Annotated in this window: 21 protein-coding genes; 4 read left to right on the top strand and 17 right to left on the bottom strand. The window is 64.7% G+C overall.

Annotation, left to right across the window (positions count from 1 at the left end):
* Nucleotides 1-23: 23 nt before the first annotated feature.
* Nucleotides 24-188 carry a hypothetical protein gene (locus tag JQ633_RS25925; protein WP_211987916.1) on the top strand — a complete coding sequence of 55 codons (165 nt, stop codon included), beginning with the start codon at nt 24-26 and terminating at the stop codon, nt 186-188.
* A 218-nt stretch (nt 189-406) separates the two neighbouring features.
* On the opposite strand, the gene ureG is transcribed toward JQ633_RS25925, so the two are convergent.
* The 15 genes from ureG to urtA form a co-directional block, all read right to left on the bottom strand.
* Nucleotides 407-1054, bottom strand: coding sequence for an urease accessory protein UreG (ureG, locus tag JQ633_RS25920; RefSeq protein ID WP_211987915.1), 648 nt, complete (start codon nt 1052-1054; stop codon nt 407-409).
* A gap of 151 nt (nt 1055-1205) precedes the next feature.
* The gene (locus JQ633_RS25915) at nt 1206-1943 is read right to left on the bottom strand and encodes an urease accessory protein UreF (RefSeq protein ID WP_211987960.1); all 738 of its coding nucleotides are present in this window, start codon (nt 1941-1943) and stop codon (nt 1206-1208) included.
* Complete coding sequence (gene ureE, locus JQ633_RS25910) at nt 1924-2577, bottom strand: urease accessory protein UreE (protein ID WP_211987914.1); 654 nt, start codon at nt 2575-2577, stop codon at nt 1924-1926. The genes JQ633_RS25915 and ureE overlap by 20 nt, the downstream gene beginning before the upstream one ends.
* A 249-nt stretch (nt 2578-2826) precedes the next feature.
* The gene (locus tag JQ633_RS25905) at nt 2827-3126 is read right to left on the bottom strand and encodes a putative quinol monooxygenase (protein ID WP_211987913.1); all 300 of its coding nucleotides are present in this window, start codon (nt 3124-3126) and stop codon (nt 2827-2829) included.
* Between the two features lie 22 nt (nt 3127-3148).
* Nucleotides 3149-3448: a putative quinol monooxygenase gene (locus tag JQ633_RS25900; protein ID WP_211987912.1), complete on the bottom strand. Its 300-nt coding sequence runs from the start codon at nt 3446-3448 to the stop codon at nt 3149-3151.
* A 48-nt stretch (nt 3449-3496) separates the two neighbouring features.
* A complete protein-coding gene (ureC, locus tag JQ633_RS25895) occupies nt 3497-5212 on the bottom strand; it encodes an urease subunit alpha (RefSeq protein WP_211987911.1) in 1716 nt (571 codons plus the stop codon).
* Nucleotides 5209-5736: an HD domain-containing protein gene (locus tag JQ633_RS25890; protein WP_211987959.1), complete on the bottom strand. Its 528-nt coding sequence runs from the start codon at nt 5734-5736 to the stop codon at nt 5209-5211. Before JQ633_RS25890 ends, ureC begins: the two co-directional genes overlap by 4 nt.
* A gap of 11 nt (nt 5737-5747) precedes the next feature.
* Nucleotides 5748-6053 (bottom strand): urease subunit beta, encoded by a 306-nt coding sequence (locus JQ633_RS25885; protein ID WP_211987910.1) that lies wholly within the window; start codon nt 6051-6053, stop codon nt 5748-5750.
* A gap of 9 nt (nt 6054-6062) precedes the next feature.
* Nucleotides 6063-6365 (bottom strand): urease subunit gamma, encoded by a 303-nt coding sequence (locus JQ633_RS25880; protein WP_029077742.1) that lies wholly within the window; start codon nt 6363-6365, stop codon nt 6063-6065.
* Between the two features lie 27 nt (nt 6366-6392).
* Entirely contained in the window at nt 6393-7229 is an 837-nt protein-coding gene (locus JQ633_RS25875) for an urease accessory protein UreD (protein ID WP_211987909.1), read from the bottom strand.
* Nucleotides 7230-7267: 38 nt separating this feature from the next.
* Nucleotides 7268-7963 carry an urea ABC transporter ATP-binding subunit UrtE gene (gene urtE, locus JQ633_RS25870; protein WP_211987908.1) on the bottom strand — a complete coding sequence of 232 codons (696 nt, stop codon included), beginning with the start codon at nt 7961-7963 and terminating at the stop codon, nt 7268-7270.
* A gap of 3 nt (nt 7964-7966) precedes the next feature.
* Nucleotides 7967-8728 (bottom strand): urea ABC transporter ATP-binding protein UrtD, encoded by a 762-nt coding sequence (urtD, locus tag JQ633_RS25865; RefSeq protein ID WP_211987907.1) that lies wholly within the window; start codon nt 8726-8728, stop codon nt 7967-7969.
* Nucleotides 8729-8732: 4 nt separating this feature from the next.
* Nucleotides 8733-9911: an urea ABC transporter permease subunit UrtC gene (urtC, locus tag JQ633_RS25860; RefSeq protein ID WP_211987906.1), complete on the bottom strand. Its 1179-nt coding sequence runs from the start codon at nt 9909-9911 to the stop codon at nt 8733-8735.
* Nucleotides 9908-11506 (bottom strand): urea ABC transporter permease subunit UrtB, encoded by a 1599-nt coding sequence (gene urtB / locus JQ633_RS25855; protein ID WP_211987958.1) that lies wholly within the window; start codon nt 11504-11506, stop codon nt 9908-9910. The genes urtC and urtB overlap by 4 nt, the downstream gene beginning before the upstream one ends.
* Nucleotides 11507-11621: 115 nt before the next feature.
* The gene (gene urtA, locus JQ633_RS25850; protein WP_211987905.1) at nt 11622-12950 is read right to left on the bottom strand and encodes an urea ABC transporter substrate-binding protein; all 1329 of its coding nucleotides are present in this window, start codon (nt 12948-12950) and stop codon (nt 11622-11624) included.
* A 534-nt stretch (nt 12951-13484) separates the two neighbouring features.
* Here urtA and JQ633_RS25845 point away from each other — a divergent pair.
* The 3 genes from JQ633_RS25845 to JQ633_RS25835 all read left to right on the top strand — a co-directional run bounded on the left by JQ633_RS25845 (nt 13485) and on the right by JQ633_RS25835 (nt 15699).
* The gene (locus JQ633_RS25845; protein WP_211987904.1) at nt 13485-14903 is read left to right on the top strand and encodes a DEAD/DEAH box helicase; all 1419 of its coding nucleotides are present in this window, start codon (nt 13485-13487) and stop codon (nt 14901-14903) included.
* A gap of 24 nt (nt 14904-14927) precedes the next feature.
* The gene (gene infA, locus JQ633_RS25840) at nt 14928-15218 is read left to right on the top strand and encodes a translation initiation factor IF-1 (RefSeq protein ID WP_211987903.1); all 291 of its coding nucleotides are present in this window, start codon (nt 14928-14930) and stop codon (nt 15216-15218) included.
* Between the two features lie 268 nt (nt 15219-15486).
* Nucleotides 15487-15699 (top strand): cold-shock protein, encoded by a 213-nt coding sequence (locus tag JQ633_RS25835; protein ID WP_016842648.1) that lies wholly within the window; start codon nt 15487-15489, stop codon nt 15697-15699.
* A gap of 167 nt (nt 15700-15866) precedes the next feature.
* Here JQ633_RS25835 and JQ633_RS25830 read toward each other — a convergent pair whose 3' ends face one another.
* Both JQ633_RS25830 and JQ633_RS25825 read right to left on the bottom strand, forming a co-directional pair.
* On the bottom strand, nt 15867-16511 hold the full coding sequence (locus JQ633_RS25830) for a TadE/TadG family type IV pilus assembly protein (protein WP_433995691.1): 645 nt from the start codon (nt 16509-16511) through the stop codon (nt 15867-15869).
* Nucleotides 16502-17068 (bottom strand): TadE/TadG family type IV pilus assembly protein, encoded by a 567-nt coding sequence (locus JQ633_RS25825; RefSeq protein WP_211987901.1) that lies wholly within the window; start codon nt 17066-17068, stop codon nt 16502-16504. Before JQ633_RS25825 ends, JQ633_RS25830 begins: the two co-directional genes overlap by 10 nt.
* Nucleotides 17069-17097 lie beyond the last annotated feature (29 nt).

The following is a 17097-nucleotide window of genomic DNA, read 5'->3' as shown; positions in this document are numbered from 1 at the left end:
CAATCATGGGGTGGCGAAACGAGATGGAAGACATCAGCGGCCTGCGGTGGCGGCGATACATCAACTCACTGATAACACCAACCGCAGCGGAATATGGAATAGCGATCATCGGTACGCAACAGAAGCCGGTCGGCAGCATTAACGCCGGCACCGCCCGGCTGACTTTCGGCGGCGCCAGAGGTTGCTAACTCGGTCAAGTCTGAATTTGTTCCGGCGAATGCGCAGCTTTTTTGCGGCGAAGGCTGATGAAGTCGAGGATCGCTGTCAGTCCCGTCATCCTGAGGAGCCTGCGCAGCAGGTGTCTCGAAGGATCGACTGGCCACCAGCCGGGCCATGCACCCTTCGAGACGCCGCTTCGCGGCTCCTCAGGGTGACGGGATTACCCTCTGCCACAATGATTAACGGGCTATCCCGCCTTGGCCGCCTTGCCCCCCGCCCCTGATCGAAGGCCGCCCTTGGTCTCGATGAAGCTGATGATGCGGTCGAGGCCGTCGCTCTTCTTCAGGTTGGTCATCACGAAGGGCCGCTCGCCGCGCATCCGGCGGGCGTCGGTATCCATCTTCTCAAGGGACGCACCGACATGGGGCGCGAGGTCGATCTTGTTGATCACGAGAAGGTCACTTCGCGTGATGCCCGGGCCGCCCTTGGAGGGGATCTTGTCGCCGGCGGCGACGTCGATCACGTAGATGGTGAGGTCGGCCAATTCCGGCGAGAAGGTCGCGGCGAGATTGTCGCCGCCGGATTCGATCAGCACCAGGTCGAGGTCCGGAAATTTCGCCCGCATGTCGGCGACCGCGGCGAGATTCATCGAAGCGTCCTCGCGGATCGCGGTGTGCGGACAGCCGCCGGTCTCGACACCCGCGATGCGGTCCGGCGTCAGCGAGCCGGAGCGCACCAGAAATTCGGCGTCCCACTTGGTGTAGATGTCGTTGGTGATCGCAGCGATGTCGTAGCGCTCGCGCATCGACTTGCAGAGCAGATCCATCAGCGCGGTCTTGCCGGAGCCGACCGGGCCGCCGACGCCGACGCGAAGCGGGCCGTGAGACGTGGGCATGTTGGAAGCCTCTCCTACCGTCGTCCCGGCGAAGGCCGGGACCCATTACCACCGAATTGAATTGTCGTGAGACGCTGGGGCCCCAACCGTTCATAGCCACGGCCATCGGTGGTTATGGGTCCCGGCCTTCGCCGGGACGACGGTGAGAGCATCATGACCTGAACAGCCTCGTATACTGCGTCTCGTGCCGGACGCTGGCGAGATCGGCGCGGAAGGTCGCGCTGCCGAGATCGTCGAGCGAGGCAGCAGTGGCGCGCGCGGCGGTCGCGGCGACATCGGGCTCGAGGCTGGCCAGCACGCGCTGGCTGTCGGTCTGCCCGAGCGGGATCAGCCGGCTGCCCGCGGAAATCCAGTTCGACACCACGGCATGCAGGAAGGCGTGCAGCGCCGGCGCGAGCGGAATGCCGTGTGCAGCGCTGACGAGCCCGACCGCGACCGGATAGACGATCGGGCCGTCGCAGGCGGTGATGCTGGTATCGAGGCCGGGCGAATTCCAGGCGGCACGCGCGATCTCGATGAAGGCGCGGCCCTGCGTCGTGGTCTCGAGCTGCCGCTCGCGCGACGGCACGAAGGCGGCGGCGAGCTCGGCGATGTGCTTCAGCGCGGCGGCATCGGCGGCGGATGTCGCAGCATGCGTCCGCGCAAGGAACACGCCGTCGCAGAAGCCGCTGCCGTCGGTCAGCATCGCGCTGAGCCAGCCGCGCAACGACGTCGCATCGGTGATGTCGCCGGCCTCCACCGCCCATTCGATACCGCTGGAATAGGCGAACGCGCCGACCGGAAAGGACGGCGACAGCCAGGTCATCAGCCGGTACAGCGCGGCCGCCTCCCCCTCCGTCATGCCGCCGCTGGTTGCGGCGGCATCCGGCTCATTTGTGGTCATGAGCATGGGAGTGGTCGTGGTGATGATGCCCATCACCGTGGTGATGTCCATCACCGTGGTGATGCTCGTGGCTGCAATGCTCGTCGTGGTGATGGTGGCCATGATCATGGTGATGATCGTCGCCATGATGGTGATGGCCGTGATCATGCGCATGGCTGTGGGCGTGATCATGCCCGGTATGGCCATGCGCGTGCTCTTCGCCATGCGCGGGCCCGGCATAGGCGCCGCCCTCGGGATCGAACGGCGCCTCGATCTCGAGGACGCGGGCGCCGAGCCCCTTCACCATCGCCTCGATCACGTGATCGCGCCGGATACGCAGGCCCTTCGGCATGATCTGCGTCGGCAGATGGCGGTTGCCGAGATGCCATGCGACCCGGATCAGATGATGCGGGTCGCTGCCGCGGATCTCGATCAGCGGCTCGGGAGCGGCGACCACCTCGATCAGGCGGCCGTCTTCCAGCACCAGCGCATCGCCGCCGCGCAGCGCGACCGCGTTTTCCAGGTCGAGCAGGAATTCGAGCCCGCGCGTCCCCGTCATCGCCATCCGCCGCCGGTGCCGGTCGTCGAAATCGAGCACGACGGTGTCGGCCGCCGCTTCCTTCCAGCGATGCTGTCCCAGAACGTTGGTCGCGCGGATCATCGATGCCTTCTTATGCGTTGGAGCGCCATGCGATGAGGTCGAGCATCGACCGCGATCACGGTGCGCCCCCTCGCCCCGTTCTTACGGGGAGAGGGTTGGGGTGAGGGGCTGCTTCCGCATCGACGGCGCCAGACGGACTCGCGGAGATTCTCCCTCACCCGTAACGCATCTGACGATGCGTTACGACCTCTCCCCGCAAGCGGGGCGAGGTGAAGTCGAGTTCGTGGCGCGGTTTGACGCATGATCAGCCTAAAGCTTCTCGACCTTGGCGTCGCTGATGATCTCGATCACCGTCGGCGCCGTCTTCATCTGCGCGGAATATTCTCGCCACACCTTCATGTGCGGCGCCTTGCCGTGGGCGTTGAGATCCTCGCGGGTCTCCCAGCGCTCGACCACCACATAGAGGTTCGGATCGTTGACGCTGACATTGCCGTCATAGGAGATGCAGCCCTTCTCCTTGCGGGTCTCGACCGTGCAGGCCTTGTGCCCCTTGATGAAGTCGTCCTTGTTCTCCGGCTTCATCGGCGTGGTGGCGATCACGTAGATCATGGATTGGCTCCCTTCTTGTTGGTTAGCGGACGTCGACCTTCTCGGGCGTGATCACCTCGATCCGCGGCGGCGCGGACATGCACTTCACCGCGACGCGGCCGAACGTCTTCATGTGCTCGGCGGCGCGATGCGGCACCAGCGCCTCGGCGTTCTCCCACTGCTCGACGAACACCATCTTGCTGTGGTCGGTGACGCTCTCATGCAGGTCGTAGGCGATGTTGCCCGGCTCCTTGCGGGTTTCCTTGATGCAGGCCGTCGCCGCGGCGATGAACTCGGCGCGGGTCTCAGGCTTGATGGTCAGCGTGGCGACGACGTAAATCACGGAAATTCCTCCCGGTTTTCTTTTCTGGTTGAGTTACCGGGTTGGGTTTTAGAACATAAAGTAACGCTGTGCCATGGGCAGCACCTCGGCCGGCGCGCAGGTCAGGAGCTCACCGTCTGCGCGTACCTCATAGGTCTCGGGGTCGACCTCGATCTCGGGGGTCGCGTCGTTGTGGATCATGCTCTTCTTGGAGATTTTCCCGCGGGTGTTCTGCACCGCGTAGAGCTTCTTTTCGATGCCGAGCTTGCGGGCGAGGCCGCCGGTGACCGCGGCCTTCGAGGTGAACACCACCGACGAGGCGGTCAGCGACTTGCCGAACGCGGCGAACATCGGCTGGTAGTGCACCGGCTGCGGCGTCGGGATCGAAGCGTTGGGATCGCCCATCGGTGCCGCCACGATCGAGCCGCCCTTGATGATGCAGTCCGGCTTGACGCCGAAGAACGCCGGCGACCACAGCACGAGATCGGCGAGCTTGCCCTTCTCGACCGACCCGATCAGTTTCGACACGCCATGCGCGATCGCGGGGTTGATGGTGTATTTGGCGATGTAGCGCCTGACGCGGAAATTGTCGTTGTCGTTGCCCTTGTCCTGCGGCAGCGACCCGCGCTGCTTCTTCATCTTGTCGGCGGTCTGCCAGGTGCGGATGATGACTTCCCCGAGCCGGCCCATCGCCTGGGAGTCCGACGACATCATCGAGAGCGCGCCAAGATCGTGCAGGATGTCTTCGGCTGCGATGGTCTCCTTGCGGATCCGGCTCTCGGCGAAGGCGAGGTCCTCGGCGATCGACGGATCGAGGTGATGGCAGACCATCAGCATGTCCAAATGCTCGTCGATGGTGTTGCGGGTGAACGGCCGGGTCGGGTTGGTCGAGGACGGCAGCACGTTCTTCAACCCGGCGATTTTAATGATATCCGGCGCGTGGCCGCCGCCGGCCCCTTCGGTGTGGAAGGCATGGATGGTGCGGCCCTTGAACGCCTTCACGGTGTCCTCGACGAAGCCGGACTCGTTCAGCGTGTCCGAATGCAGCATCACCTGGACGTCGTAATCGTCGGCAACCGAGAGGCAGGTGTCGATCGCCGACGGCGTGGTGCCCCAGTCCTCGTGCAGCTTCAGCGCACAGGCGCCGGCCTTGACCATCTCGACCAGCGCCGCCGGGCGCGAGGCGTTGCCCTTGCCGGAAATACCGAGATTGACCGGGAAGGCATCGAACGACTGGATCATCCGCCCCATGTGCCACGGGCCCGGCGTGCAGGTGGTGGCGAAAGTGCCGTGCGACGGGCCGGTGCCGCCGCCTAGCATCGAGGTGACGCCACTCATCAGCGCGTGCTCGATCTGCTGCGGGCAAATGAAATGGATGTGGCTGTCGAATCCACCGGCGGTGAGGATCTTCCCTTCGCCCGCGATCACGTCGGTGCCGGGACCAATCACGATGGTGACGTTAGGCTGGATGTCCGGATTGCCGGCCTTGCCGATCGCCGCGATCATGCCCGCCTTGATCGCGACGTCGGCCTTCACGATGCCCCAGTGGTCGACGATCAGCGCGTTGGTGATGACGGTGTCGGCCGCGCCTTGCGCATTGGTCACCTGCGACTGCCCCATGCCGTCGCGGATCACCTTGCCGCCGCCGAACTTCACCTCCTCGCCATAGGTGGTGAGATCCTTCTCGACCTCGATGATCAAATCAGTGTCGGCGAGCCGCACCCTGTCGCCGGTGGTCGGCCCGAACATGGCGGCATAGACGGAACGTTTGATCTTCGTGCTCACAGCGTGCTCCTTGCAAGCCTGACGGCGTCGTTGAACATGCGGTCAAGCCGCGCATTGCCGCCGCGGCAACCCGCGACGACCTTCTCGGCCCACGCAACATAATCCGCGAGATCGTCGCGCTCGTCCTCGCTCGGCTGCGGCTGGATCCGCGCCAGTGTATTGCTGATCTTGTCGGCGATCTTGATCAGCTTGGCGTCCGGCGACTTGTGCGGGGCATCCTCGATCTGCTTCTGCCGGCGCGCCGCCTTCGGCAAGCTCATGTCGTCGGTGCATTCGACCACGAGGTCGGCGACGCGCGCGCTGAATTTTTGCGCCAGCTCCTCGCGCGTGGTCGCGGTGTCCTCGATGGTGTCATGCAGCCAGCCGGCCGCCACGAGCTCCGCATCGGCCCCATCGGTGACCTGCGCCAGCAGGTTCGCGACCTCGGCGAGATGGTTGATGTACGGCTCATTGCCCCGCCCCTTGCGCGCCATGCCGTTGTGACGGCGCGCCGCGAACTCGGCAGCTTCGGAGACGAGGCGGATCGGGGGGAGCGTCACAGCTTCCCCTTCACCTCGGCGCGGAAGCCGTGGATCACGCGCTTGCCGGCCAGCGCGACGAGATGGACGTCGCGGGTCTGGCCGGGTTCGAAGCGGACGGCGGTGCCGGCGGCGATGTCGAGGCGCATGCCGCGGGCTTTCTTGCGATCGAATTTCAGCGCCGGGTTGGTCTCGAAGAAATGGTAGTGCGAGCCGACCTGGATCGGGCGGTCGCCGGTATTGGCGACCGAGAGCGTCACGGTCTTGCGGCCGGCGTTGAGCTCGATCTCGCCGTCCTTGATGAAGAGTTCGCCGGGGATCATGTCGCGCTCCTAGCGGATCGGCTCGTGCACGGTGACGAGCTTGGTGCCGTCGGGGAAAGTCGCCTCGACCTGGATGTCGTGGATCATCTCGGGGATGCCGGTCATCACCTGGTCGCGGGTCAAAACCTTGGCACCGGCCTGCATCAGATCGGCGACGGTGCGGCCGTCGCGCGCGCCCTCGACGATGAAATCGGTGATCAGCGCGATCGCCTCGGGATGGTTCAGCTTGACGCCGCGCTCGAGCCGGCGGCGCGCCACCATCGCCGCCATCGACACCAGCAGCTTGTCCTTTTCGCGGGGAGACAAATTCATGCGAGCACTCTGAACGTTTTGAAAGGATCAGTTGAGCCACAGCCGCGGCAGCGGCACGGCGGAGGCGCGGCCGAGCACCGTCATCATGTCGGCGCGCAACCTCGCGGCATCTTGGGCACAGAAGCGCGCCATTGCAAAGCCATTCCAGGCGGAGATGCCGACCTCGCCACCGAAGCCGTCGGACGCCTCGCGGATGCGTTCAACCAGCGACTCGTCGCCCGGCACGATCAGCGCGGTGCCGATCGCGGTGCCGCCCGCCGCCAGCGCGGGCCTTGCGAGCTTCTCGCCGATCTCACCATCGAGACGCATCGTCTCGGCGAACACCAGCCGGCCGCCGCGCCGCATCCGCCAGCGGTCGACGAATTCGCCGTGCCGCATGGTCTCGCCCATCGCGGCGCGGCCGAACACCACGATCTCGCAGAGCAGCAGTGAGGCGCCTTCGGCAAGATCGATCTCGAAGCTGCGATGGATCCGCGCGCGGTCGAACAGGATGGTCTCCTGCGGCAGCCAGCCGAGATGCGCGCCCTCATCGACCTTCAGCGAGATATCGAGCCGTGCGGCCGCGCCGGGGGCGCGATAGACTTTCTCGGCCGCGGCTGTCGTCAACGTCAATCGCGCGCCCTCGTCCGCCGCGATCGCAATGTCGAAGTGGTCACCACCGGCGATGCCGCCGGCGGTGTTGACGAACATCGCCGACAGGCCATCGTCTTCCGGCGACGGGAAGCGGACGCGAAGCGAGCCGGATTCATGGAGATCGCCGCGGCGGGTGACGCCGTCGGCAAGATGCACGCCGAACCGCACCACGCCCCGGGCGCGGTTGGCCGCAAACGTCGCCGCCGTCGCGCTTGCGATCCCGCTCCGCATTCCCCCAGCGCTCCCTCACGCCGCAAGCGGCGGTGTTATCACAGCGCCATCTGGCGGCTGATCTCGGCGGGATCAAGGCTTGCGCGGTCGCAGGCATATTTCACCGCACCCCGGTCCATCACCGCAAAACTGTCGCCGAGTTCGCAGGCAAAGTCGAGATATTGTTCGACCAGCACGATCGCGATGTTGCCGAGGTTGCGCAGATAGGAAATGGCGCGGCCTATGTCCTTGATGATCGAGGGCTGGATGCCCTCGGTCGGCTCATCGAGCAGCAACAGCTTTGGCCGCATCACCAGCGCGCGGCCGATCGCGAGCTGCTGTTGCTGGCCGCCGGAGAGGTCGCCGCCGCGGCGGCCGAGCATGGTCTCCAGCACCGGAAACAGCGAGAACACGTCGTCGGGGATGTTGCGATTCTCGCGCTTCAGCGGGCCGAATCCGGTCTTCAGGTTCTCTTCCACCGTCAGCAGCGGAAAGATCTCGCGGCCCTGCGGCACGAAGCCGATGCCGCGCCGCGCCCGCTCATAGGGCTTGAGCGCGGTGATGTCCTTGCCGTCGAAATTGATCGCGCCGGAGGCGATCGGATACTGCCCGACCATGGCGCGCAGCAGCGAGGTCTTGCCGACGCCGTTGCGGCCGAGCACGCAGGTCACCTTGCCGGGCTCGGCGGTCAGCGACACGCCACGCAGCGCCTGCGCCGCGCCGTAGAACAGGTTGATGTTGTCGACCTTCAGCATTGCTTAGCGCCCCAGATACACTTCGACCACGCGCTCGTTCGACGACACCTGATCGATCGAGCCTTCGGCGAGCACCGTGCCCTCATGCAAACAGGTCACCTTGACGCCGAGCTCGCGGACGAAGGTCATGTCGTGCTCGACCACCATGATGGTGTGGTTCTTGTTGATCTCCTTGAGCAGCTCCGCCGTCAGATGCGTCTCGACGTCGGTCATCCCGGCGACCGGCTCGTCGACCAGCAGCACCTTCGGATCCTGCGCCAGCAGCATGCCGATCTCGAGCCATTGCTTCTGGCCGTGGCTGAGGCTGCCGGCGAGCCGATTGCGCGCGTCGGTCAGGCGGATGGTCTCCAGCACCTTGTCGATGCGCTCGGACTCGTCCCTGCTGCCGCGCCAGAACAGCGTGCCGCGCACGGAGTGATCGACATTGAGCGCGAGCAGGAGGTTGTCCTGCACGGTCTGGCTCTCGAACACGGTCGGCTTCTGGAACTTGCGGCCGATGCCGAGCTCGGCAATCCGCGTCTCGTCCAGCCGGGTCAGGTCGACGGTGCCGTCGAACAGCACGGTGCCTTCGTCCGGCTTGGTCTTGCCGGTGATGATGTCCATCATCGTGGTCTTGCCGGCGCCGTTAGGGCCGATGATGGCGCGCATCTCGCCTGGTTCGAGCGCCAGCGACAGGTTGTTGATGGCGTGGAAGCCGTCGAACGAGACGTGCACGCCGTCGAGATAGAGCATGGCCGAGGTGGCGCGGGTATCCATGACGTTCATCTGCCTACTCCGCCGGGTTCGGTGCGCCGATGCCGTCTTCGCGCGCGGCGCTTTCCTCGTCAGCCGCAAGGCCGGTGGTGCGCCTTGTTTTCCACGGCTCCCACCACGCATTGAAGGTGCCGACGATGCCCTTCGGCAGCAGCAGCGTCACCAGGATGAACAGCGCGCCCAGCATGAACAGCCAGTACGGCGCTAGCGGCCCCGAGGTGAAGAACGTCTTGGCGTAGTTGACGACGACGGCGCCGAGTGCGGCACCGACAAGCGTGCCGCGGCCGCCGACCGCGACCCAGATCACGGCCTCGATCGAGTTGCCGGGCGCGAACTCGCTCGGATTGATGATGCCGACCTGCGGCACGTAGAGCGCGCCGGCGACGCCGGCCATGCAAGCCGACAGCGTGAACACGAACAGCTTGTAGGATTCGACTCGGTAGCCGAGGAAGCGGGTGCGGGATTCCGCGTCGCGCACCGCGATCAAGACCTTGCCGAGCTTGGAGGTCACGATGGCGCGGCAGATCACGAAGGCGATGATCAGCGCCGCGCAGCTCAACAGAAACAACGCCGCGCGGGTGCCATCGGCCTGCACGTTGAAGCCGAGGATGTCCTTGAAGTCGGTCAGGCCGTTATTGCCGCCGAAGCCGAAATCGTTACGGAAGAACGCCAGCAGCAGCGCATAGGTCATCGCCTGGGTGATGATCGACAGATAGACGCCGGTGACGCGGGAGCGGAAGGCGAGCCAGCCGAAGCAGAAAGCCAGCAGGCCGGGCACCAGGAGAACCATCAGCGCCGCAAACCAGAACATATCGAAGCCATGCCAGTACCATGGCAGTTTCGGATAGTTCAGGAACACCATGAAGTCGGGCAGGATCGGATTGCCGTAGACGCCGCGGCTGCCGATCTGCCGCATCAGGTACATGCCCATGGCGTAGCCGCCGAGCGCGAAGAACGCGCCGTGGCCGAGCGAGAGGATGCCGCAATAGCCCCAGATCAGATCGATCGAGAGCGCCAGGATGGCGTAGCAGACATATTTGCCCCACAGCGCAACCAGATAGGTCGGCACCTGGAACATCGAGCCCTGCGGCATCAACAGGTTCGACAGCGGAATCAGCACACCCAGTCCGGCGACGATCAGGATGAAGGTCGTCGCGGCGCGATCCAGCGAACGGGTCAGGATGTGCGGCGTCATGCTTCCACCGCCCGTCCCTTGAGCGCGAACAGGCCGCGCGGCCGCTTCTGGATGAACAGGATGATCAGCACCAGGATCGCGATCTTGCCGAGCACCGCGCCCGCCACCGGCTCGAGGAACTTGTTGGCGATGCCGAGCGTGAAAGCGCCGACCAGCGTGCCCCAGAGATTGCCGACGCCGCCGAACACCACGACCATGAAGCTGTCGATGACGTAGCTCTGGCCGAGGTTGGGACTGACATTGTCGATCTGCGACAGCGCCACGCCGGCGATCCCGGCGATGCCGGAGCCGAGGCCGAAGGTCAGCGCGTCGACCCGCGAGGTGGCAATGCCCATCGAGGCCGCCATGCGGCGGTTCTGCGTCACCGCGCGCATCTCGAGGCCGAGCGCGGTGTAGCGCAGCATCGCCAGCAGGATGGCGAACACCGCAAGCGTAAAGCAGAGGATCCAGAGCCGGTTATAGGTGATGGTGATCTGGCCGAGATCGAACGCGCCGCTCATCCATGAAGGGTTGCCGACCTCGCGGTTGGTCGGGCCGAAGGCGGTGCGCACCGCCTGCTGCAGCACCAGCGACAGGCCCCAGGTGGCGAGCAGCGTCTCCAGCGGCCGGCCGTAGAGGAAGCGGATGATGCTGCGCTCGATCAGGACGCCGATCCCCCCCGCAACCAGGAAGGCCAGCGGCACCGCGATCAGCAGCGAGTAGTCGAACAGCTCGGGATAGCGGGTGCGGATCACCTCCTGGACCACGAAGGTGGTGTAGGCCCCGATCATCACCATCTCGCCATGCGCCATGTTGATGACGCCCATCACGCCGAAGGTGATGGCAAGGCCGATCGCGGCGAGCAGCAGCACCGAACCGAGCGACAGGCCGTACCAGGCGTTCTGCACCATCGACCACATCGCCAGATTGCTCTGGATCGAGGCGACCGCGCTCGCGGCCGCCTTGGCCACCAGCGGTGGCTGATCGCCGCCGAGCCCGGTGAGCAGCGCCATCGCCTCCTGGTCGCCGCGCGCCTTGATCACCGATACGGCGTCGAGCTTGTCGCTGTCGGAGGCGTCGGACTTGAACAGGATGATGGCGGCGCGCGCCTCGGCGAACGCCTGCTTGATCGACTTGTTGCTCTCCTTGGCGAGCGCGCTGTCCACGGTGGGCAACAAGTTCTCTTCGTGGCTCTTGAACACCGATTGCGCGGCGGCAAGGCGCTTGGCCGGATCCGGCGACAGCAGCGTCAAGCCACCGAGCGCAGCCTCCACGGTGCGGCGGAGGCGGTTGTTGAGGCGGACGGCGGCAGCGCCGTCGGGCAGCTTGTCGACCGTAGCGCCGGTGGCAGCGTCGACGATCTTGCCGTCGCTCTTGGTGATGAACACCATCTTGCTGGCGGGATCGGCCGACAACCGGCCGTCCTGCAGCGCGCTGATGATGGGGGACGCAAGCGGATTGCCTGACGACGCGACCTCGCCGATCGCGGCCTCCGTGTCGGAGAACTCGTCATTGGCGAATTTTGCGACGGAGTCCTCGAACGGCCCGGCCAGCGCCGGCACCACGAAGCAACCCAGCAGCAAGATAGAGAGAAGCAGCGCGCGAGCGCGATCGATACAATAAACAAACACCTGAGGACCCCGGCAGGAGTGTGGGGAGAAGGCGGCGAACGGTGCCGCCTTCCCCGGTGTTGGAAGGTGATGTGTCGTGGATTGAGTCAGGAGCGCCCGATCAGGAGCCCTGGCCGCCGCACTTGTTGGTCTTGACGTTGTAGTTGCCGCACTTCTTCTCGACCCAGTCGCCGATCAGGTCCTTGGAGCCATCAAGCTCCTTCGACCAGGCGTCGCCGGCGACGAGGCCCGGGGTCTTCCAGACCACGTCGAACTGGCCGTTGCCCTTGATCTCGCCGATGAACACCGGCTTGGTGATGTGGTGGTTCGGCAGCATCTTCGAGACTCCGCCGGTCAGGTTCGGCGCCTCGGTGCCGGGAAGCGCGTCGATCACCTTGTCCGGATCGGTCGACTTCACCTTCTCGACCGCCTTCACCCACATGTTGAAGCCGATCACGTGCGCTTCCATCGGATCGTTGGTCACGCGCTTCGGGTTCTTGGTGTAGGCCTGCCACTCCTTGATGAACTTCTCGTTCTCCGGCGTCTTGATCGACTGGAAGTAGTTCCAGGCGGCGAGATGGCCGAGCAGCGGCTTGGTGTCGATGCCGGCGAGCTCTTCCTCGCCGACCGAGAACGCGACCACCGGAATGTCGGTCGCCTTGATGCCCTGGTTGCCGAGCTCCTTGTAGAAGGGAACGTTGGCGTCGCCGTTGATGGTGGAGACCACGGCGGTCTTCTTGCCGGCCGAGCCGAACTTCTTGATGTCGGCGACGATGGTCTGCCAGTCGGAGTGACCGAACGGCGTGTAGTTGATCATGATGTCGTCCTGGGCGACGCCCTTGGACTTCAGGTAGGCTTCCAGGATCTTGTTGGTGGTGCGCGGATAGACGTAGTCGGTGCCGGCCAGCACCCAGCGCTTCACCTTCTCTTCCTTCATCAGGTAGTCGACGGCGGGGATCGCCTGCTGGTTCGGCGCGGCGCCGGTGTAGAACACGTTGCGCTCGGACTCTTCGCCCTCATACTGGACCGGATAGAACAGGATGTTGTTCAGCTCCTTGAACACCGGGAGCACGGACTTGCGCGACACCGAGGTCCAGCAGCCGAACACGACCGCGACCTTGTCCTTGGTGATCAGCTCGCGCGCCTTTTCCGCGAACAGCGGCCAGTTCGAGGCAGGGTCGACCACGACGGCCTCGAGCTTCTTGCCGAGCACGCCGCCCTTCTTGTTCTGCTCGTCGATCAGGAAAAGAATGGTGTCCTTCAGCGTGGTCTCGCTGATGGCCATGGTGCCGGAAAGCGAATGCAGGACGCCCACCTTGATGGTGTCGTCGGCCGCTTGCGCGGGCGAGAACGACGAGGACGCTGCCAGGCCCATAACCAGGCCGGCGGCCGCCGCGAGAGCGCGGCGACGGGTCATCGTCGCTATATCGTGAGTAAGCTGAGTAAGCATGAAATGTCATCTCCCTGACGCAGGCGTGGAACGCTCGCGAAACGGCCGTCTGGCCGCCTGCGGTTAAGGGAATCGCAAGAACTATGCCACGCCTCGCGGGCGCGTTAAGCCAATGAACCGGCTAGGTAATTTCGCGTACTCCGGGTAAATACGGGGCCGATTGCTCAATCCTTGAGCCACGAAAATGGATGCTGAAAAGGCAACCTGATTATTAAATAGGCAAAAATGGCGATTTGGCTAAATTTCCGGCACCCGATTGTGACGCGCGTGCGCGATCGTTGATCGGCCGGCTTTAACCCGCGGCGGCGCCGATAACACCTTGAAAGCGCCGTGTTCCTGCGCCATATCAGTGGCGTTGCCCGCGTGAATCGCGGTGCACCGCGCGAGCTGCGTGTTCCAAGCCGTCCCAACGGCTTCTGGCTCGCCTTTCAGCTAACCCAGCTTGATGCCCCAGACACGCGGGTGTCCCGACGCCCTCGTGCGATCCTGGCAATATTGGCCGGGACGACGACTGTTTTATGGAAAGAACGACTTTTGACCTCCTTTCAGGATTTCGGCCTGGCCGATCCCATCGCCCGCGCGCTTCGAGAAGAGAACTATCTCACGCCGACCCCCATCCAGGCCCAGACCATCCCGCTCGCGCTCACCGGGCGTGACGTCGTCGGTATCGCCCAGACCGGCACCGGCAAGACCGCGTCCTTCGCGCTGCCGATCCTGCACCGGCTGCTCGAGAACCGCATCCGTCCGCAGCCGAAGAGCTGCCGCGTGCTGGTGCTCTCCCCCACCCGCGAGCTGTCCGGGCAGATCCTCGACAGCTTCAACGCCTATGGCCGGCACATCCGGCTCTCCTCGGCACTCGCCATCGGCGGCGTGCCGATGGGCCGTCAGGTCCGCGCCGTGATGCAGGGCGTCGAGGTGATGGTGGCCACCCCCGGCCGCCTGCTCGATCTCGTGCAGAGCAACGGCCTCAAGCTCAACCAGGTCGAGTTCCTGGTGCTGGATGAAGCCGACCGCATGCTCGACATGGGCTTCATCAACGACATCCGGAAGATCGTCGCCAAGCTGCCGATCCGGCGCCAGACGCTGTTCTTCTCGGCCACCATGCCCAAGGACATCGCCGAGCTCGCCGAGGCGATGCTGCGCGACCCCGCCCGCGTGGCGGTGACGCCGGTGTCCTCGACCGTCGACCGGATCGCGCAGCGCGTCATCCAGGTGGATTTCGCGGCCAAACCGGCGATTCTCGCCCAGCTTCTGAAGCAAGAACCGGTCAATCGTGCCCTGGTCTTTACCCGCACCAAGCATGGCGCCGACAAGGTCGTGAAGACCTTGGCGAAGGCCGGCATCGAGGCCAATGCGATCCACGGCAACAAGTCGCAGAACCACCGCGAGCGTACGCTGGCGGCGTTCCGCTCCGGCGAGATCCGCACGCTGGTCGCGACCGACATCGCCGCCCGCGGCATCGATGTCGACGGCATCAGCCATGTGGTGAATTTCGACCTGCCGAACATCCCGGAGACCTATGTCCACCGCATCGGCCGCACCGCGCGCGCCGGTGCCGACGGGGTCGCGATCTCGCTGGTCGCCGGCGCCGAGGAGATGGGTTATCTGCGCGATATCGAGCGGCTGATCCGGATCACGGTGCCGCGGGAAGACCGCCGCACACCGGGCAGCCGCGAGGCCGCAGCGCCGGCCCAGGCGCCCCAGCCGCACCGCGGCGGGCGCTCCGCGCCGCGAGCCCACAATGTCCGTGGGAACGAGGCCACCCAGAGCGCAAAAGGGCCTCGCCGCCGCCGCCGTGGAGGTGGTAACAATGGCGCGCCGCAGACGAACCGGGGCGAGTCGCCGCGTCCGTCGCAGGCCGGCAACAGCGAAGGCATTCAGGGCGTCGCCTTCTTGCATCGCGAGAGCCGGCCAAAACCGCAACACCACCGCAACAACCGACCGAAGCACTAGCCGTCGCTCGATCTGGAGAACCAAATGGCTAAGGAAGAGCTGATCCAGTTCGAAGGACTGGTGACCGAAATCCTCCCCGACGCTCGCTACCGGGTCCAACTCGACGCCGGGCACGAGATCGTCGCCTACACCGCCGGCAAGATGAAGAAGAACCGGATCAAGACGCTGGCCGGCGACCGCGTCACGATCGAAATGTCACCCTATGATCTGGAAAAGGGCCGCCTGATATTCCGCCACAAGGACGAGCGGCCGAGCTCGCCCGGCGGTCCGCCGCGTGGGGGAGCGCAGCGCGGCGGCCAGTTCCGCCGCCGGTAAGCGCGGACTTTGCAACCGTGGCGCGCATGACCGGTCGATGTCATGCGTGATAATGGCCGGCGTCCGCGCCGGCCAAAAAATCGCGCACGTCAGGATTGTTTTGAGGCCTTCTATCGAATAATATCCTACCCATCGATTTTCGGCCGGACGACATTAGCTAATACCGGTACAGCCGGTCCAGACGCTGACGACCCTTCCAAAAATTCGATCTCACCACCCCGCCGACTAGCGGGTCTTGAACTTGTATATCTGAGAAGGGACTACCCACGTGAGCATGGGAACCGTGAAGTGGTTTAACGCAACCAAGGGCTACGGCTTCATCCAGCCGGATGAAGGCGGGAACGACGTGTTCGTGCACATCAGTGCCGTCGAGCGTGCCGGTCTTGGCACCCTGCGTGAAGGCCAGAAGATCTCCTACGAGATCGTGGCTGACCGCCGTTCGGGCAAATCCTCGGCCGACAATCTTCGCGCCGCCGGATAAGCCGATTTCCTGCCGAGCGTGAGCTCCGGGAAATTGCCTTAGGCAACGTCAAAGCAATGATGGCCGCTCCTTCGGGGGCGGCCATTTTGTTTGGATCGCGCCTTGTTTGGATCGCGTTTGTCCGGATCGTGCCGCCTTCCGAATGGAGCGCGGCGCGGCTGATGCCGTCAGGTCGTCGGACAGGACGTAACGGTTCCCGCAGCCGGCGTCGGATAGATCACGCATTGCGATTGCCGCGGGCGGGTGTAGGCGACGTCGCTGAGATTGATGCCGTCCTTGCCCATCACATAGCCGACCGCCGGCGTGTAGATGTAGCTGACCTCGCTGAAGATCAAAAAGGTGTTCGGGATCAGCAGCGCCGACGGAATGACGCTGGTGACGTCCTGCCCGTTGGTGCGGGTCGAGGTCGACAGCGTCGCCTGCGTGGCGCCGGCAGCAATCGTCGCGGCCTTGGTCCACTTCACCTTCGCGATCTTCGTGGCATCGACGTAGACCTCGGTCAGCTGCGCCTTGGTCGGCGACGGGTCATACGGCGTCATGATGCCGACGCTGGCGCTGAAATAGTTGACGAGATCGGTGTCCGCCACCGTCTGGGACTGCGAGGCCAGGTCGGACAGCGTGCGGGCCATCAACGTCACCTTGCGGTCGACCGCGACACCCGACGAGAACTCGACGGTGCCGAAGAACAGCAACAGCATCACCGGCAGGATCATCGCCAGTTCGACGGCGGCAAGGCCCCGGCGGTCGTTCTTGAACGATGCAACGGTGCGGAGAAACACAGGCAGGATCTTCATGACCTTGCTCATGAGCATGTCGTCCCGGAGGCGCCGGAGGGTTCGTTCTTGAATGCCGCGCTCGCGGTCAGCAGCCGCTTGCCGTTGGCGAGGTTGGAGATATTGAAGCCGAGGTTGGTGACGAACAGCGGCCATTGATAGAACAGCCGCACCACGACGACGTCGCCCTCTTTGCCCGGGCACCATTTCATGTCGGGATTGAACGCCCTGGTGGCGTCGATCGGCGGCGCGATGTTGACGGAGCTGAAGCCGTTGTTGGGATAGCTGCGCACGTCGACATAGATTCCGTTGGTGCAATCGAACAGCGCATTGACCTTGCCGCAGACGTACTGCTTGAACTGCGCTTGGGTGTAGGCCGCATTCTGTGCCTGGCCGGTCATGATCATGCGCGCGGAGTCCTGCGTCACGGTCTCGAGCACCTGGCCGGCGAAGAACACCATCGCGACCTCGATGATCGCGAACAGCAGCGCGAAGAACAGCGGCGCCACCAGCGCGAACTCGACCGCGGCCGAACCCCGGCGGTTACGGCGGAAGCGGCGCAGGAGGTGGAGGAAGGAACGGGCGGGCAACGACATCAACGACCCCGGAATTTCATGGCGCCAAC

The organism is Bradyrhizobium tropiciagri, assembly GCF_018130505.1.
GTDB classification, from domain to species: domain Bacteria; phylum Pseudomonadota; class Alphaproteobacteria; order Rhizobiales; family Xanthobacteraceae; genus Bradyrhizobium; species Bradyrhizobium tropiciagri_B.
This window is presented reverse-complemented; position numbering and strand designations above follow the sequence as displayed.

Bases quoted from the DNA above. Each gene is read 5' to 3' on its own strand.
- JQ633_RS25925 (WP_211987916.1), top strand. From the start codon at position 24: ATGGAAGACATCAGCGGCCTGCGGTGGCGGCGATACATCAACTCACTG.
- ureG (WP_211987915.1), bottom strand. From the start codon at position 1,054: ATGCCCACGTCTCACGGCCCGCTTCGCGTCGGCGTCGGCGGCCCGGTC.
- JQ633_RS25915 (WP_211987960.1), bottom strand. From the start codon at position 1,943: ATGCTCATGACCACAAATGAGCCGGATGCCGCCGCAACCAGCGGCGGC.
- ureE (WP_211987914.1), bottom strand. From the start codon at position 2,577: ATGATCCGCGCGACCAACGTTCTGGGACAGCATCGCTGGAAGGAAGCG.
- JQ633_RS25905 (WP_211987913.1), bottom strand. From the start codon at position 3,126: ATGATCTACGTGATCGCCACCACGCCGATGAAGCCGGAGAACAAGGAC.
- JQ633_RS25885 (WP_211987910.1), bottom strand. From the start codon at position 6,053: ATGATCCCCGGCGAACTCTTCATCAAGGACGGCGAGATCGAGCTCAAC.
- JQ633_RS25880 (WP_029077742.1), bottom strand. From the start codon at position 6,365: ATGAATTTGTCTCCCCGCGAAAAGGACAAGCTGCTGGTGTCGATGGCG.
- JQ633_RS25875 (WP_211987909.1), bottom strand. From the start codon at position 7,229: ATGCGGAGCGGGATCGCAAGCGCGACGGCGGCGACGTTTGCGGCCAAC.
- urtE (WP_211987908.1), bottom strand. From the start codon at position 7,963: ATGCTGAAGGTCGACAACATCAACCTGTTCTACGGCGCGGCGCAGGCG.
- urtD (WP_211987907.1), bottom strand. From the start codon at position 8,728: ATGAACGTCATGGATACCCGCGCCACCTCGGCCATGCTCTATCTCGAC.
- urtC (WP_211987906.1), bottom strand. From the start codon at position 9,911: ATGACGCCGCACATCCTGACCCGTTCGCTGGATCGCGCCGCGACGACC.
- urtA (WP_211987905.1), bottom strand. From the start codon at position 12,950: ATGCTTACTCAGCTTACTCACGATATAGCGACGATGACCCGTCGCCGC.
- infA (WP_211987903.1), top strand. From the start codon at position 14,928: ATGGCTAAGGAAGAGCTGATCCAGTTCGAAGGACTGGTGACCGAAATC.
- JQ633_RS25830 (WP_433995691.1), bottom strand. From the start codon at position 16,511: ATGCTCATGAGCAAGGTCATGAAGATCCTGCCTGTGTTTCTCCGCACC.
- JQ633_RS25825 (WP_211987901.1), bottom strand. From the start codon at position 17,068: ATGTCGTTGCCCGCCCGTTCCTTCCTCCACCTCCTGCGCCGCTTCCGC.